A 16945-nucleotide genomic window follows, 5' to 3' on the forward strand; every position below is an offset into this window, starting at 1 on the left:
GAGGGACACCTCGCGCCGCGGGTGACGACATAGACGCCCGTCGTGCTTCCGGCACGGCGGGCGTCGTCGTATCCGTCGGCGACGGGGCGGGCCCTTCCCCACCTCGCCCGTGGTCGCGCGCGGCGGCGTGGCCGGCTCCGACACGCGGCGTGGGCGTGACCGCCGCGTGGCGTGTCGCCCGCACCGAACCGAACATTGCCTCATCTTCGTGCAAGCCATATGATGGCTGACACCTGACCACTGATGGTCAATCCACGAAGGAGTGAGACGATGAACGACGAAGACGCCCTCCGCGGTTTCCCTGCCAACCGGTCGGTTGACGCCGCCGACGTGCGCTCGGCCTCCCTGGCACTCGGCTCCCGCCTCGTGGTGCTGGACGACGACCCGACCGGGACGCAGTCGGTCGCCGACCTCCCCGTTCTCACGCGCTGGGGTACCGAGGACTTCGTCGCGGTCTTCGCCACCGACGCCCCGGCCGTCTACGTGCTGACGAACGCCCGCAGCCTGGGCGAAGACGATGCCCGGGCCCGCAATCTCGAGGTGGCGCGCAACGCCCTCTCCGCCGCCGCCGACGCGGGGATCGAGGTCGAGTTCGTCAGTCGCGGCGACTCCACCCTCCGCGGCCACTTCCCGCTCGAACCCGACAGCCTCGCCGACGCGATCGTCGCCGCCGGGGGCCGCGCGGTCGACGGCGTCGTGATCGTGCCCGCCTTCCCCGATGCGGGCCGGGTCACCATCGGCGGCGTCCACTACATGCGCGACGGCGATGACCTGCAGCCGATCGGCGAAACCGAGTTCGCCCGCGATGCGACATTCGGCTACCGCAGCTCCGAACTCGCGGCCTGGGTGGACGAGAAGTCCGGCGGCCGGTATCCCGCCGACTCGGTCATCGTCGTCGACCTCGCCGTCGTCCGCTCCGGCGCCGACGCGGTGGCCGACGCGATCCAGGATGCCGTGGACCGCACGCCCATCGTGTGCGACGTCGTGACCGAAGACGACCTGCGGCTCATCTCGCTCGGTCTGATCGAGGCACGTCGGCGCGGCAAGACGCTGCTCTCTCGCGTCGGACCGCCCTTCGTCCGCGCCCGCATCGGCGCCGAGCGCCGCGATCCCCTCACCGCCGCGGAGATCTTCCCCGACAGCGGCGCCGACCGCGGCGGGCTGATTGTCGTCGGCTCCCACGTCGCGGTGACCACCCGGCAGCTCGCTCGGCTGCGCGAGCGCACCCCCCACCTCACCGACGTCGAGATCGACGTCGCGCGAGTGCTCGACCCCGCCGACGCGCCCGCGTATCTGCACGGCATCGCCGACCGGGTCGTGGGTGAGCTCGAGGCGGGCGACGTCGTGGTGAGCACGACCCGCACCGTGACCACCGCCGCCACCGCCGACGACAGCCTCCACATCGCCCGCACCGTATCGGCCGCCGTCGTCGACGTGGTGAAAGAGGTCACCGGCCGCACCCGTCCGCGCTTCGTCGTGGCGAAGGGCGGCATCACCTCCAGCGACGTCGCCGCCCACGGGCTGTCCATGCACCGCGCGACCGTCCGCGGACCCATGCTGCCCGGGATCATCTCGCTGTGGGAGCCGGTCGACGGCCCGGCCGCCGGCATCCCGTACGTCGTCTTCGCCGGCAACGTGGGCGACGACGACGCGCTCGCCCACGTCGTCTCCACCCTCACCCGCGCGGCCACGACCGGCCGCTGACCCCTCTCGACCCCGCAAGCGAAGGAGCTTTCCGCATGACCACCGACTACACCGTCACCGTTCTGGGCCTGGGCGCCATGGGGCTGCCCATGGCCACCCGCCTGGCCACGGGCCTCACCGTCCACGGCTTCGACATCGCCCCCGCCCGCCTCGCCCTCGCCGAGGAGCAGGGCGTCACGCCGTTCCCGTCCGCGCGGGCGGCTGTCGCCGACGCCGACGCGGTGCTGCTCGCCGTGCGCGACCAGTACCAGCTCGACGACGTGCTCTTCGGCGAGTCCGGCATCGCGACCGCGCTCCGACCGGGCTCCGTCGTCATCCTCACCAGCACCGTCGGCACCGCCGGCGTCCGCCCGGTCGCCGAGCGCCTCGCCGCGTCCGACATCGACCTCGTCGACGCGCCACTGTCGGGCGGCCCCGTGCGGGCAGGTCACGGTGACCTGCTCATCGTCGTGGGCGCCTCCCCCGCCGCGCGCGAGAAGGCCGCACCCGTGCTGGAGCTCCTGGCATCCACTCTCACCGTCGTCGGCGACAACGCCGGAGACGGCCAGGCGTTGAAGACCGTGAACCAGCTGCTCTGCGGCGTGCACATCGCCGCCGCCGGCGAGGCGCTCGCCCTGGCCGACGCCCTGGGCCTCGATCCGGAGAAGACACTCGACGCATTGATGGGCGGGGCGGCAGCGTCGTTCATGCTGGGCAACCGCGGCCCCCGCATGCTGCAGGCCTACGACGACGAGGGCGCCGAGGTGCTCAGCGCGCTCGACATCTTCGTCAAGGACATGGGAATCGTCGGCGACGCCGCGCGCCGCCTCGGTCTTCCCACCCCGGTCGCCGCCGCCGCCGAGCAGCTCTACCTCAGCGGTCGTTCGCAGGGTCTCGGCTCCCACGACGACTCCGCCGTCATCCGCGCGGTCGCCCCCGCCCGTCGCCACGGCTGACGCCGCCCACCTCAGGAATCGAAGGAGATCCCGATATGCCTCTCATCCTCACGGCCGACACGCCGCCCATCGCCCCCGCGGTGGAGTTCGGCACCGGCCCGCTGCTGGCCATCGCCGCCGCGGGCATCGCCCTGCTGCTGGTGCTCATCATCCTGTTCAAGGTGCACGCGTTCGTGGCGCTGCTCATCACCAGCGTCGTGGTCGCCATCTCGGCGCAGATCCCGGCCGGCGACGTCTTCACCCTCGTCGCGAACGGCGTCGGCTCCACGATGGGCAAGGTGCTCATCATCATCGCGTTGGGCGCCATCCTCGGCCGCCTCATCGAGGTGTCGGGCGGTGTGCAGCGGCTCGCGGAGAGTTTCACCGAACGCCTCGGACCCCGCCGCGTGGCCATCGCCCTGACGATCGTGGCGTTCGTCGTCGCCATCCCCGTGTTCTTCGAGGTCGGCGTGATCGTGCTGGTTCCGATCCTCTACGCGTTCAGCAAGATCGCCGGCGTGAGGCCCATCGTCTTCGGCCTGCCCATGTTCGGCCTCATGCTCGCCGTGCACGTGGCGGTGCCGCCGCACCCCGGCATCGTCGCGGGGGCCGGCGTCTTCGGAGCAGACCTGGGCCTGGTCACCGCGATCGCCCTGCCGATCTGCGCCGTGCTCGGCTTCCTCTGCTTCTGGGTCGCCCGCATCATGAATCGCCGGGAGTACGACATGGCGCCGCGCGTCGCCGCCCAGATGGCCGAGTTCGGCGAGACGACGACGGTCATCGAATCCCGCCGCGCCGATGGCACGGTCATGGCGCCGCCCAGCACCGGCACCGTCATCGGTCTCATCGCGCTGCCCATCGTGCAGATCCTCGTCGGCACCATGCTGTCGCTGAGCCTCCCGGCCGGATCCGCCGGGCGCGGCATCGCGACCTTCATCGGCACGCCGGCGCTCGCGCTCCTCGTGGCCGTGATCGTGGCGTTCTTCGTTCTGCCCGTTCGTCGCCGCTGGGGCCTCGCGCGCACGAACGAGGTCTTCGAGAGCTCGATGCCCCCGATCGCATCGATCCTGCTGGTCGTCGCCGGCGGTGGCGTGTTCGGCGCCGTGCTGCAGGCCTCGGGGATCGGTACCGCGCTGTCGGTGACGCTGGAGGACTTCGGCGTGCCCCTGCTCGGAGCGGCGTTCCTGATCACCCTGGCTCTCCGCGCCGCACAGGGATCGGCGACCGTCGCCATCGTGACAACGGCGAGCCTGCTGTCGGCCGCCGTCGCCGAGGCCGGTTACAGCCCGGTGCAGATCGCCGCCGTCGCTGTGGCCGTCGGCTTCGGCTCGTTGGGCCTGTCGATGGTGACCGACGCAGGTTTCTGGATCGTCACGCGCTACCTCGGGCTCACCGTGGCCGACGGCCTCCGCACCTGGACGGTGCTGACGACCATCCTCGGTGTCGCCGGCTTCCTGCTCACCTGGGCGGTGTTCGCGCTCGCGGGCTGACCTGCTCGCTCCGCACGCCGGGTCGGGGACCGTTGTTCCCCGGCCCGGCGATTAGGTTGGATGGCGAGGGGGATGCCATGACGCGACGTTCACGTGTCGACGAGGTCGTCGATGGGCTCTTCGACGACATCGTCGCGCGCCGCCTCCTCGCCGACAAGGCGCTGCCCAGCGAGAACGACCTCGGCGAGCGGTTCGACGTCAGCCGCGTGACCGTTCGGGAGGCCGTGAAGGTCCTTCAGACGCGGGGCATCGTGCGGGTCGAGAGCGGCCGTGGTTCGTTCGTCCAGCCGCTCGCCCGCTGGACGTCGCTCAGCGCCGTGCTGGCCGCCACCTCCGCCGACGGCGACTCCTCCGCCGCCGAGCAGCTGATCGAGCTCCGCCGCATCTTCGAGACCGGCGCTGCGGCCCTCGCCGCCGAGCGTGCGCAGCCCGACGAGGTCGAGGCGATCGCCGCGGATCTCGAGACGATGCGCACCGCCCATGCCTCCGACGACCTGGTCTCGTTCGTGGCCGCCGACCTGTCGTTCCACGACCGCATCCTCGCGGCCTCGCGCAACCCGTTCCTCACGGTGATGTTCGCACCCCTCACCGAGGTGCTGTCGGAGCGGCGGGCGCAGACGTCGCGCGTACGCGTCATCCAGCAGAACGCCATCGCAGAGCACGCCCACGTGCTCGAGGCGCTGCGCGGCGGCGATCCCGAAACGGCGCGTCGCGCGATGGACCGGCACATGCAGCAGACACTCGACGACCTGCGCCGGCACATCCTGCCCCACGACGAGTGACCCGCGGCCGGACGAGGGGTGTCCGCGCGGCTGCGCGCACGACTCCTGCGATCTGGCATCGCGGCGACCACGAACCGGCATCCGACGCCCGATCCGCAGGAGTCGCGCCGGACCCGTCAAGCCCGCAGGAACGCGGCGTTCAACGACTCGGGTGCGAGGGCGTGCTCGACGGCGAGCATGCTCGCGCCGATGACCGCGGCGTTCTCGGCCGCCACGGACTGCACGATCGAGAGGTACTCGGTGGCCAGCGGCGTGGAGCGGGTGTAGACGACCTCGCGCACGCCCGCGATCAGGTGCTCGCCGACGCGCGCCATCGAGCCGCCGATGGCGATGACCGACGGGTTCATCAGGCTGACGCACGTCGTGAGCACCTCGCCGATGTCGCGGCCGGCCTGGCGCACGGCCTGGATGGCGTCGATGTTGCCGCGCTTGACCAGGTCGACGACGTCGGAGCCGGTGTGCGCTTCGATCCCCTGCGCCCGCAGGGCGCGGGCGATGGCGGGACCGGATGCCAGTGCCTCGAGGCATCCGCGATTGCCGCACTGGCACGGGATGTCGGCGCCGCGCGCGACCTGCACGTGACCGATGTCGCCGGCGATGCCCTGGGCGCCGCGCTGCAGACGTCCGTCGGAGATGATGCCGGTGCCGATGCCGGTGGCGACCTTGACGAACATGAAGTGCTCGACGGCGGGCCAGGCGACGCTGCGTTCGCCGAGCGCCATGATGTTGACGTCGTTGTCGACGAGCACGGGCACCGGCATGTGGCGGTTGATCCAGCCGGGGATGTCGAAGCGATCCCAGCCGGGCATGATCGGGGGGTTCACGGGCTGCCCGGTCGAATGCTCGACGGGTCCGGGGACGCCGATGCCCATGGCCGCGACGTCGGAGGCCGAGCGCCCCGATTCGGTGAGCAGGACGGATGCCGTCTCGACGAGCCAGGTGAGCACCGGCTCGGGGCCGAGCGCGATGTCGATCTCGCCGGTCTTCTCCGACAGCACCTTTCCGGTGAGGTCGGCGATCGCGACCGTGCCGTGCGAGGCGCCGAGATCGACGGCGACGACGACCTTGGCGGCGGGGTTGATCGCGAACTGCGACGGCGGGCGCCCGCCGGTGGACACGGCGTCGGCGACCGGCGTGATCAGACCCATCCGCATGAGTTCGTCGACGCGTACGGCGACGGTGGACCGTGCCAGGCCGGTGGACTTGGCCAGTTCCGCGCGGGTGCGCGGGACCCCGTCTCGCAGCAGCTGGAACAACTGGCTCACGCCGTTGACCGACTGCACGGAATCTGTCGTCATCCTCTTCACGCCCTCAGTACACCATTAGTTGACATGCGTTCGATCCACATGCCGAAGGCGACTACGCACATTACGCAGCCGCCATCGGCACAAGGTCTGTCAGCTCCGTCCGGGAGGGCGGGAGAAGCGCTGCTGCAAGAGCACCGCGACCACGATGATGACACCTTTCGCCACCGCCTGGACCGAGGAAGACAGATTGTTCTGGATGAACACGTTCGTGAGCGTCGCGAAGATCAGCACGCCGAACACGGTGCCGGTGATCGTTCCGCGACCGCCCACGAGGAGCGTCCCGCCGACGACGACCGCCGCGATCACGTCGAGCTCGAGGAGCTGACCGTTGGTGGAGCTTCCCGCGGTGGTGCGCCCGAGGAACATGACCCCGGCGATACCGGAGGCGAGGCCCACGAGCACGTACAGCCACATGACGTGGCGCTTGACGTTGATACCCGCCAGGCGCGCGGCCTCGCGGTTTCCGCCGATGGCGATGGTGCGACGGCCGAAGGTGGTGCGGTTCAGCAGCACCCAGCCGAGCACCGCCACGATCGCGAAGATCCAGACGAGCATGTTCACGCCGAGGATGTCGGAGTTCATGAAGGTGATGAAGCTGCGGTCCTCGACGACGAGGGTGCGGCGCTCGGCGAGGATCTCGGCGAGACCTCGCGCCCCCACGAGCATCGCCAGGGTCGCCATGAACGCCACGACGTTGCCGTAGGCGATGACGATGCCGTTGATCAGGCCCGCGAGAGCGCCCACGGCGAGCGCGAAGATCACGAAGACGATCCAGTGCATCGAATCGGCCAGATCCTGCACGACCGCGAGGGTGCCGACGACGGATGCGAGGCCCACGACCGATCCGACCGACAGGTCGATGCCGCCGGCGATGATGACGAGGGTCATGGCGATGGCCACGACGCCGGTGATCGAGGCCTGGCGGAGGATCACGAAGATGTTGTCGACCGTGAGGAAGGTGCCCGGAGCGGAGATGGCTCCGACGATCATCATCACCACGAGGGCGACGACGAGGCCGATGTTGCGGCCGGCGGAACCGGAGAAGAACTTCCGTACCGGCGAGGCCGATGAGGGGGAGGCCGGCGTCATGCCGGCCTCGGCGGGAACCGTGCGTACACGGGTCGGGGTGGTCGGCTCGCTCACGCGGCGGATCCTTTCATGACGAGGTCGAGCACGCCGTGCTCGTCGATCTGGTGGGAGGGGAGCGTGCGGAGGATCTGGCCGTCGGCCACGACGAGGACGACGTCGGCGAGACCCAGCACTTCTTCGATTTCGCTCGAGACCACGACGACGGCGTTGCCGGCGGCGGCGAGGTCGCGGATGAGCGCGTAGATCTCCGCGCGTGCGCCGACATCGACGCCGCGGGTGGGCTCGTCGAGCAGCAGGACCTCGGTGCCGTGGATGAGCCAGCGGGCGAGAAGGATCTTCTGCTGGTTGCCGCCGGAGAGCGTGCGTGCCGCACGGTCGGGGTCGGCGGGGCGCAGCTCGAGAGCGTCGATCTGCTCCACGGCGACCCGTCGCGCGGAGCGGTCGTCGAGGAACCCGCCCTTGGCGAACCGTGACATCGAGGCGAGCGTGGCGTTGACGTAGATCGGCTCGTCGAGGACGAGGCCCTGGCTCTTGCGCTCCTCGGGGGACAGGCCCACCCCGGCGCGGACCGCGGCGAACACGGATCCACGCGGAAGGGTGCGCCCCTTCACGCTGACGCTGCCGCTCGAGGAACGGCGCGCGCCGTACACCGTCTCGAGGATCTCGGAGCGACCCGACCCGACGAGACCGGCCAGTCCCACCACTTCTCCCGCGCGGACGGTGAAGGAGACGTCGGAGAAGACGCCCGGGAGCGCGAGGTCCTTCACCTCGAGGACGACGGGGGCGTCGGCTGCGATCGGCGCGCGTTCGGGGAAGACGTTGGTGATCTCGCGACCGGTCATCAGGCGGATGAGCTCGGACTTCGGCGTCTCCGCGGCGGGGAGTCCCACCGCGGTCGTGCGCCCGTCCTTGAGCACCGTGATCCGGTCGCCGATCTCACGGATCTCCTCGAGGCGGTGCGTGATGTAGACGACCGCGATGCCCTCGGAGGTCAGCTCGCGCACGACGGCGAAGAGGTTCTTCACCTCTTCGCTGTCGAGCACGGCCGACGGCTCGTCCATGATGATGAGCTTGATGTCGTGCGACAGCGCGCGCGCCATGCTCACGATCTGCTTGTTGGCGGCGCTGAGCGAGCCGACCTCGGTGTGCGGCGACAGGCTCGCGTGCCCCAGGCGACGCAGCAGCTCGGTGGTCTGTCGCGCCGCGGCGGAGCGCTTCGTGAAGCCGCCGCGGGCGAGCTCGTGCCCGAGGAAGATGTTCTCGGCGATCGTGAGACCGTCGACGACGTCGAGCTCCTGGTACATCGTGGCGATGCCGAGGTCGATCGCCGCCTGCGGGTCGGCGATCTCGACGTCCTCCCCCTGCCACGTGATCACACCGCCGTCGGGCCGGTGGACCCCCGCGAGCGTCTTGATGAGGGTGGACTTGCCCGCGCCGTTCTGGCCGAGCACGCAGTGCACCTCACCGGCGCGCACGTCGAGGTCGACGCCGCGCAGGGCGTGCACCCCGGCGAAAGACTTCGTGACGCCGCGGACGAGGAGTAATGACGACGCATGGTCAACTTTGATCACGGAGCGAACATAACACGCTGGATCTCCGACGCGCGACACGCATAAATGCGGGGACAGCGCGCCGGCTCACCCCGACGCTCGCCGCATGAACGCCTCGCGAGACGGTCGGAGGCGAGGGCGCCCGCTACTTTTATCGGCTCAATATCAAAAGTTGACTACTGAACCGATACTTCTGCTAGCGTGAGCGGCGTCAGAGTGGACCCTTCCTTCGGGACGACCCGCGTCCGCGACGACCCCCGCTGCATCACATTTCAAGGAGGAAGTACATGCGCTCACAGATGAAGTCGCGTTCCCGTCTCGTTCTCACCGGAGTCGCCGTCCTCGCGTCGGTCGGCCTGCTCGCCGGTTGCACGAGCTCCAACAACGACGCCGAGAACGTCGTCGACCAGGGCACCAGCACCGAAGAGAACGTCGCCGCCGGCGACACCGTCACGATCGGCTTCTCCGGCCCCGCCGCCGACCACGGATGGCTCGGCGCCATCAACTCCGGCGCGCTCGCCGCAGCCGAGAGCTTCCCCGACGTCGACCTGCAGGTCGCCGAGGGCACCAACGACGTCAACGCGCAGATCGCCGCCGTCGAGACCTTCATCAACAACGGGGTGGACGCCATCGTCCTGCTGCCCAGCGACGGTGCCGCCCTCACCGAGGTCGCGATCAAGGCGATGGAGGCCGGCATCCCGGTCATCAACGTCGACCGCGAGTTCTCCAGCCCCTTCGCCGCTCGCTCGACCGTGCTCGGTGACAACTACGGCATGGGCGTCAGCGCCGGCACCTACATCTGCGCGCAGCTCGAGGGCACCAGCGACGCCGTCGTCGCCGAGATCGCCGGCATCGACTCGCTGCCGCTGACCCAGGACCGCTCGGCGGGCTTCGCCGACGCCCTCTCGGACTGCGGTCTCGAGGTCGGCCCGCGCGTCGCCGCCGACTTCACCGTGCAGGGCGGCGAGTCGTCCACCTCGCAGCTGCTCTCGGCCAACCCGAAGATCGACGCCATCTGGAACCACGACGACGACCAGGGCATCGGCGTGCTCGCCGCCATCACGGCGTCGGGTCGCAACGAGTTCTTCATGGTCGGCGGCGCCGGTAGCCGCAACGCCATGGAGGCCATCGAGGCCGGCGACACCCCGCTGCAGGCGACGGTCATCTACCCCTCGACGCAGGCCGCCGACGGCATCGCGCTCGCGCGCCTCATCGCCCAGGGCAAGACCGCGGGCGACCTCATCACCCCGAGCGTGCCCAACCGCATCGTGCTGGACGCACCGGTCGTGACGAAGGACAACGTGGCGTCCTTCATCGATCTGTCGTTCGAGTCCTGACCTGGTTCGGGGCGTCCGCGCTCGCCGCGGACGCCCCGTCCTCGTTCCCCCCACAGAAAGACCTCATCGTGACCCAGCACCTTCGCATCGCCATGATCGGCGCGGGATTCATGGGCGCCGCGCACTCCCAGGGATGGCGCGTCGCTCCCCGCTTCTTCGATCTCCCCCTCGCCCCCGAGATGAGCGTCCTCGTCGGACGCGACGCCGCCCGCACACGGGCCGCGGCCGAGACCTGGGGGTGGGCCGAGAGCTCGACCGACTGGCGCGAGGTGCTCGAGCGTGACGACATCGACGTCGTCGACATCGTCACCCCCGGTGACACGCACGCCGAGATCGCGATCGCCGCCCTCGAGGCCGGCAAGCACGTGCTGTGCGAGAAGCCCCTGGCCAACACCGTCGACGAGGCCCGACGGATGGCGGATGCCGCGGCGGCCGCCGCCGCCAACGGCATCCGGTCGATGGTGGGTTTCACCTACCGCCGCCTTCCCGCGACCACCTTCGCGCGCGACCTCATCGCCGCCGGCCGCCTGGGCGACATCCGCCAGGTGCGCGCCGAGTATCTGCAGGACTGGCTGAGCGACGCGGAAGCCCCCCTCACGTGGCGCCTGCAGAAGGACCGCGCCGGTTCCGGCGCCCTCGGCGACATCGGCGCACACGCCGTCGACATCACCGAGTTCATGACCGGTCAGCGCCTGACCCGCGTCGCGGGCGTGCTCGAGACGATCGTGGCCGAGCGCCCCGTGCTCGCTTCGTCGTCGGGCCTGTCGGGTTCGGCGGGCACCGAGCGCGGCGCCGTGACCGTCGACGACCTCGCCCTCTTCACCGGTCGCCTGGAGTCCGGCGCCCTCGCCTCGTTCGAGGCCTCCCGCTTCCGCCTCGGCCGCAAGAACGGCCTGCGCGTCGAGATCGCCGGCTCCCTCGGCTCGCTCTCGTTCGACCTCGAGAGCCCCAACGAACTCCAGTACTACGACGCGACCCTCCCCGACACCGAGCAGGGCTTCCGCCGCATCCTCGTCACCGAGCCCGGACACCCCTACGTCGGCGCCTGGTGGCCCGCGGGCCACATGCTCGGCTACGAGCACGGTTTCTCGCACCAGGCGAAAGACTTCGTGGAGGCGGTAGCTGCGGGCGACGACCCCCGGCCCTCGTTCGCCGACGGCCTGCACGTGCAGGAGGTGCTGGATGCCGTGGCGCGCAGCTCCGAGGCCGACGGCGTCTGGACGGGCGTGGAGGCGGCGCCGGTTCTCGCTTCCGCCGACCGCGTGCTCGCGGCATCCTGAGTCGCATCCCCGATCCGCACCGATGAGAGGACTTCCGCGATGACGCGACCGATCACGCTGTTCACCGGCCAGTGGGCCGACCTGCCCTTCGACGAGGTCGCACGCCTCGCCGGTGAGTGGGGCTACGACGGCCTCGAGATCGCCTGCTGGGGCGACCACCTCGACCCCTGGCGCTGGGACGACGAGGAGTACGTACAGGGGAAGCTCGACGTGCTCGAGCGCAACGGACTTTCGGTCTGGACCATCTCCAACCACCTCAAGGGTCAGGTCGTCTGTGACGACCCCATCGACCAGCGCCACCGCGACATCGTGTCGGACCGCGTGTGGGGCGACGGCGACCCGGAGGGCGTGCGTCAGCGCGCCGCCGAAGAGCTCAAGAACACCGCGCGGCTGGCATCCAAGCTGGGGGTGAAGACCGTCACGGGCTTCACCGGTTCGAGCATCTGGAAGTACGTCGCGATGTTCCCGCCCGCCACCGAGCAGATGGTGGACGCCGGCTACCAGGACTTCGCCGACCGCTGGAACCCGATCCTCGACGTGTTCGACGAGGTCGGCGTGCGCTTCGCGCACGAGGTGCACCCCTCGGAGATCGCCTACGACTACTGGACCACGAAGCGGGCGCTCGAGGCCATCGGCCACCGCGAGGCGTTCGGGCTGAACTGGGACCCCTCGCACATGGTCTGGCAGGACATCGATCCGGTCGCGTTCCTCTGGGACTTCCAGGACAAGATCTTCCACGTGCACTGCAAAGACACCAAGAAGCGCCTGACCAACGGGCGCAACGGCCGCCTGGCGTCGCACCTGCCGTGGGCGGATCCGCGGCGCGGCTGGGACTTCATCTCCACCGGTCACGGCGACGTGCCGTGGGAGGACGCGTTCCGCATGCTCAACGCCATCGGCTACGACGGTCCGCTGTCGGTCGAGTGGGAGGATGCGGGAATGGACCGCCTGGTTGGAGCGCCCGAGGCGCTCGGCTTCGTGCGGAAGCTGTCGACGTACGAGCCGTCGGGCGCGGCGTTCGACGCGGCGTTCAGCCAGCGCTGAACGGGGGGGCTGCGGAAGCGACCCACGGAGGGGCCGGGTGCGTGGGGCATCCGGCCCTTTCGCCTTCCCCGTGGCGCGGCGACGGTCGCTGCGCCGGTCGAAGCCGCCGGAACCGTCGCGCTCCGCCGCGGGCGGGGGGCCCAGCGGACACAACGCAGGAGATTCGGCGCCGCCGCCGCACTCCCGACGGCTGAGACCGTCGAAGTCACTGTCGCCCCCTCCCCGCGACACAACGCAGGAGATCCGGCCGCGCGACCCCGTCCCGGCCACATGGTGGGCGGATGCGGGACGGAAACTCCTGCGTCGTGTCCGAAGCGGCGTCGCCGGAGCGCTGCGGCAGGGCCCCGGGACGTGGATGGACCACCGGGGCCGCTATCGACGGGCGCCGCGGACACAACGCAGGAGATTTCCACCGACAACGCCGTTCTCTGCGGTGCGCAGACGCGCAGAAGCCGGCTCTTTCCTGCGTTGTGCCCGGCGGGCGCGTCAGACGCCGAGCCCGCGCAGCACGAGATCGCGGACCCCGGCCGCGGGCACCGCCTCGACGTCGGGGAGCAGCCCCGCATCGCTCGTCACCACCATCGGCGCGTCCGACCGCGACGAGGGCAGGCGCCCGTGGGTGCCCCGCACGCACGAGGGGTCGAGCGGCACCGTGCTCATCGCGTAGCGCAGGCCCAGCTTCTTCTTCACCAGGTTCACCCCGGCCTTGGCCTTGGCGAGGCGGTCGGCGGGGTCGAAGAACAGCTCGGCGGGGTCGTACCCGGGCTTGCGGTGGATGTCGACGCCGCGGGCGTACTCGGGCGCGCGGTCGTCGTCGAGCCAGAAGTAGTAGGTGAACCACGCGCCGGGCTCGGCCACCACCACGAGGTCGCCGGAGCGCTCGTGGTCGAGGCCGTATCGTGCCTGCGCCTCACGGTCGAGCACCTCGTCGACTCCCTCGAGCCCGCGCAGCAGCGCCGCGACGCGCGGGAGGTCCGCGGCATCGGTCACGTAGACATGGGCCACCTGATGGTCGGCGACGGCGAATGCGCGTGAGGTCCACGGGTCGAGCTGCTCGCGGCCGTCCTGCACGTAGACCTCGAGCAGGCCCTCCCGCCGCAACGCCCGGTTGACGTCGACGGGGCGCGACGCCTGCTCGATGCCGTACTCCGACACCGCGACGACGGTGTACCCGCGATCGAGGGCGTCGTCGAGCAGGGGGGCGATGGTGTCATCGAGCTCGCGCGCGGCGCGGTCGGCCTCGGCGCCGTCGGGTCCGAGGCGCTGCAGGTCGTAGTCGAGGTGGGGCAGGTAGGCCATCGCGAGGTCGGGCGCGGGTCCCCACCGTTCGGTGATCATGCCGCGTGTCGCCTCGGCGAGCCAGGCGCTACTGCGGATGGTCGCGGTCGGACCCCAGTACTGGAAGAGCGGGAACTCCCCCAGCGCGCCCACGAGCTGGTCGTGCAGGGCCGCGGGCCTCACGTACGCGTCGGGGCTCTTACGCCCGTCGGCGTGGTAGATCGGTCGCGGCGTGACGGTGACGTCGGTGGTCGCGCCCATCGCGAACCACCAGCCGAGGTTGGCGGTGCGCAGGTCTGGGCGCGAACGGCGCGCGGTCTCCCACACCTTCTCGCCGGTGACGAGCTTGTTGTGCTGACGCCACAGCAGCGGATCGCCGAGACCCCGGAAGTACCAGCCGTTGCCGACGATGCCGTGATCGCGCGGCGCGAGGCCGGTGAGCATCGTCGACTGCACACTGCACGTGACGGCGGGCAGGATCGTGTCGAGTCCCGTTTGACCGCCCGAACGGCCGAGGGCGGTGAGCCGCGGCATCGCGGCGAGCGCGCGGGGGGTGAGCCCCACGATGTCGAGCAGAAGGACCTTGCTCATGCGCGGCTCCTGCCGTCTTCGGCCGGGAGGCCGGCCGTCAGCCCTGCCGACATCACACGATCGTGTCGAGACCCCACGTGGGTGGCGAGCACGAACGCGTGGTCTCGCGCGGAACGTGTGTTCTCGGGCGCCGGGGTGGGAGGGCGATGGATCCCGGATGCCACGGCGCCGCCCGGCGCGGCATCCGGGTCCGCGCCGGTCAGCGCGTGCGGCAGGTGTTCGCGCACCCAGCGCAGCTCGGCGGCGATGCCGTCGACGAGCGTCGCGGGCTGCAGGGAGGCGGGCAGCACCGACCAGGTGTACGTCTCGACGTCGAGGTGCGCCTCGTCGCCGCCCGGCGCCGCCAGGACGGCGTCGACGGCTGCCAGGAGCACCTCGGTCGTGGCGCGCAGCGGTGCCGCCGGCCGGGCGTGCAAGGGGATGTGCACGTGCACCCGCCACGGCTGATCCGCCGGCCAGGGCTCGTGAGCATCGAGCACCTCGGGCAGGTCGTCGGCGGCGTGCGTGCCGTGGGCACTGCGCACCTGGTGCACGTATCGCTCCTCGGCGAAGGGCTGCAGCGCGGCGACCGTGCGCGGGTCGGAGGGGGTGGGCACCTCGAGGGCGACGGATGCCTGCACCTTCACGATGCGCACGCCCGCGGCGGTCGCAGCGGCGACCACGGCGCCCGGGTCCGCGAACGACACGGCGAGGTGGCAGGTGTCGAGACACAGTCCCAGCAGGCCGTCGGCGACGAGCGCGGGTCGCGCGCCGAGCCACGCCACGACGTCGGCCACGTCGTCGAGGATGCACCCGGGCTCGGGCTCGATGCCCACGCGCACGGTGCGGCCGGTCTCGCGCTCAAGGGCGGCGAGACCCGCGATCAGGCGGGTCAGCGCCTCTTCGGCGGCGGCGTCGGCCGCGGCATCCCACCCCTCCCTCCAGCCCAGCGGCAGGGTCGAGATGCTGCCCTCGGCGCCGTCGGGCAGCAACGCCGCCAGCGCCCGGGCGCAGTCGAGGGTGTAGCTGAGGCGCTCGGGCGTGGTCCAGTCGGGGCGGTAGACCGCGAGCTTGACGACGTCGTCGTGGAATCCGCGGTAGGGGAAGGCGTTCACGGTGCGCAGTTCGAGGCCGTTGCGCTCCAGGGCGGCGGCCAGCGTCTCACGGGCTCCCGCGTCGCCTGCGAGGACGGATGCCACGCCCACCGGCATCCACAGTCCGACGCCGAGCCGGTCGAGACCTGCTTCGCGGCGCACGGGGCCCGCGTGCTCGTCGAGCTGGCGGACGATGCCGGCGAGGTCTTCGGCGGGATGGACGTTGGTGCAATAGGAGAGGTGCATCAGGCTCCCTGCCGCGAGGCGATGCCGCGCAGCACCGAGTTGCCCTCGAACAGGTCGGGCCCCTGGCTCGCCGGGGCGAAGCCCTCGATCGGATCGGTGTCGACACGGCCGCTCTGGGCGTAGAAGTCGCGGGGGTTGCGCCACAGGATGCGATCGACGTCGTCGTCGCTGAAGCCGGCGTCGAGCATCGCGAGTCCCGTCTTGGCGGTCTTCAGCGGGTCGGAGCGTCCCCAGTCGGCTGCGGAGTTGACGATCACGCGGTCGAGCCCGATGCGCTGCATGATCGCGACCACGCGCTGCTCGTCCATCTTGGTGTCGGGGTAGATCGAGAAACCCATCCACGCGCCGCTGTCGGCGACGGCGTCCACGCACGTCTCGTTGAGGTGGTCGACGAGCACGTGCTCCATCGGGATGCCGGACTCGGCGACCACGTCGAGCGTGCGCTGCGTGCCGACGGCCTTGTCGCGGTGCGGGGTGTGCACGAGGACGGGCAGCTCGAACTCCATCCCGAGCGCGAGGTGCTGGCGCAGGATCTCGTCCTCCTCGGGGGTCATCGAGTCGTAGCCGGTCTCGCCGACCGCGACGACGCCGTCCTTCGCCAGGTAGTGAGGCAGTTCCGACATCACCTCGCGACAGCGGGGGTCGTTCGCCTCCTTCGGGTTCAGGGCGATCGTGCAGTGATGACGGATGCCGAACTGCGCGGCGCGGAACCTCTCCCACCCGATCAACGTGTCGAAGTAGTCCAGGAACGACCCGACGCTCGTGCGCGGCTGGCCGAGCCAGAACGCCGGCTCGACCAGGGCGCGGACGCCGGCGTCGTACATCGCCTCGTAGTCGTCGGTGGTGCGCGCCGTCATGTGGATGTGGGGATCGAAGATGCGCATGTCAGGCCCTTTCACGAGCGAGCAGGAGGGTGAGGTCATCGGGCACGGTGCGGCCGGCGGCGCGGCGCTCCTCGGCGAAGCGCGCGGCCATCGCGGCGAGCTCGTCGTCGGCATGGGCGCCCAGGTCGGCCACGACGGAGAGGGGGATGCCGAGGAACACGCACTTCAGCACGCCGTGACGCCACGCGTGGTCGTCGAGGTGGGCCGCGGCGAAGGGTCCGAGGGCGGCGGCGACGAGGCGGGTGTCGTTCGCGCGGAGGGCGTCCACGACCAGGTCGACGCCGGCGTCGCGCCACGCCGGAGAGGGAGCGGCGATCGCGTCGAGCCCCCGCAGCACCCCGCGGCGCTCGGCGTCGTCGCCGCGTCGGTACAGGGC

The 16945-nt window shown here is 70.9% G+C and carries 14 protein-coding genes; 7 read left to right on the plus strand and 7 right to left on the minus strand.

Annotation, left to right across the window (positions count from 1 at the left end; translation table 11 throughout):
* Positions 1–270 precede the first annotated feature (270 nt).
* The 4 genes from RWP81_RS06080 (at position 271) to RWP81_RS06095 (ending at position 4890) form a co-directional block, all read left to right on the plus strand.
* On the plus strand, positions 271–1704 hold the full coding sequence (locus tag RWP81_RS06080; RefSeq protein ID WP_314453556.1) for a four-carbon acid sugar kinase family protein: 1434 nt from the start codon (positions 271–273) through the stop codon (positions 1702–1704).
* 35 nt (positions 1705–1739) lie between these two features.
* Complete coding sequence (locus RWP81_RS06085) at positions 1740–2639, plus strand: NAD(P)-dependent oxidoreductase (protein ID WP_314453559.1); 900 nt, start codon at positions 1740–1742, stop codon at positions 2637–2639.
* Between the two features lie 35 nt (positions 2640–2674).
* On the plus strand, positions 2675–4108 hold the full coding sequence (locus tag RWP81_RS06090; protein WP_314453562.1) for a GntP family transporter: 1434 nt from the start codon (positions 2675–2677) through the stop codon (positions 4106–4108).
* A 77-nt stretch (positions 4109–4185) separates the two neighbouring features.
* The gene (locus tag RWP81_RS06095) at positions 4186–4890 is read left to right on the plus strand and encodes an FCD domain-containing protein (protein WP_314453564.1); all 705 of its coding nucleotides are present in this window, start codon (positions 4186–4188) and stop codon (positions 4888–4890) included.
* Between the two features lie 116 nt (positions 4891–5006).
* On the opposite strand, the gene RWP81_RS06100 is transcribed toward RWP81_RS06095, so the two are convergent.
* The 3 genes from RWP81_RS06100 to RWP81_RS06110 form a co-directional block, all read right to left on the minus strand.
* Positions 5007–6188, minus strand: a complete 1182-nt coding sequence (locus tag RWP81_RS06100) for an ROK family transcriptional regulator (RefSeq protein WP_285137567.1) — start codon at positions 6186–6188, stop codon at positions 5007–5009.
* Between the two features lie 99 nt (positions 6189–6287).
* A complete protein-coding gene (locus tag RWP81_RS06105) occupies positions 6288–7286 on the minus strand; it encodes an ABC transporter permease (RefSeq protein WP_314453586.1) in 999 nt (332 codons plus the stop codon).
* Between the two features lie 50 nt (positions 7287–7336).
* Complete coding sequence (locus RWP81_RS06110) at positions 7337–8857, minus strand: sugar ABC transporter ATP-binding protein (protein WP_314453567.1); 1521 nt, start codon at positions 8855–8857, stop codon at positions 7337–7339.
* Positions 8858–9123: 266 nt separating this feature from the next.
* Here RWP81_RS06110 and RWP81_RS06115 point away from each other — a divergent pair, with 266 nt between their 5' ends.
* From RWP81_RS06115 to RWP81_RS06125, 3 genes are all read left to right on the plus strand, one after another.
* On the plus strand, positions 9124–10173 hold the full coding sequence (locus RWP81_RS06115) for a substrate-binding domain-containing protein (protein ID WP_314453570.1): 1050 nt from the start codon (positions 9124–9126) through the stop codon (positions 10171–10173).
* Positions 10174–10265: 92 nt separating this feature from the next.
* Positions 10266–11453, plus strand: coding sequence for a Gfo/Idh/MocA family oxidoreductase (locus RWP81_RS06120; protein WP_314453590.1), 1188 nt, complete (start codon positions 10266–10268; stop codon positions 11451–11453).
* A gap of 39 nt (positions 11454–11492) precedes the next feature.
* Positions 11493–12497 carry a sugar phosphate isomerase/epimerase family protein gene (locus RWP81_RS06125; RefSeq protein ID WP_314453572.1) on the plus strand — a complete coding sequence of 335 codons (1005 nt, stop codon included), beginning with the start codon at positions 11493–11495 and terminating at the stop codon, positions 12495–12497.
* 486 nt (positions 12498–12983) lie between these two features.
* On the opposite strand, the gene RWP81_RS06130 is transcribed toward RWP81_RS06125, so the two are convergent.
* From RWP81_RS06130 to RWP81_RS06145, 4 genes are all read right to left on the minus strand, one after another.
* Positions 12984–14366, minus strand: a complete 1383-nt coding sequence (locus tag RWP81_RS06130) for an alkaline phosphatase family protein (protein WP_314453575.1) — start codon at positions 14364–14366, stop codon at positions 12984–12986.
* Positions 14363–15685, minus strand: coding sequence for a metabolite traffic protein EboE (gene eboE, locus RWP81_RS06135; RefSeq protein ID WP_314453578.1), 1323 nt, complete (start codon positions 15683–15685; stop codon positions 14363–14365). The genes RWP81_RS06130 and eboE overlap by 4 nt, the downstream gene beginning before the upstream one ends.
* The gene (locus tag RWP81_RS06140) at positions 15685–16569 is read right to left on the minus strand and encodes a TatD family hydrolase (protein ID WP_314453581.1); all 885 of its coding nucleotides are present in this window, start codon (positions 16567–16569) and stop codon (positions 15685–15687) included. The genes eboE and RWP81_RS06140 overlap by 1 nt, the downstream gene beginning before the upstream one ends.
* A gap of 1 nt (position 16570) precedes the next feature.
* Positions 16571–16945 (minus strand): EboA domain-containing protein (locus tag RWP81_RS06145; RefSeq protein WP_314453583.1); only part of this gene is annotated, 375 nt, incomplete at its 5' end.

It is taken from the genome of uncultured Microbacterium sp. (assembly GCF_963521695.1).
Lineage (GTDB): Bacteria > Actinomycetota > Actinomycetes > Actinomycetales > Microbacteriaceae > Microbacterium.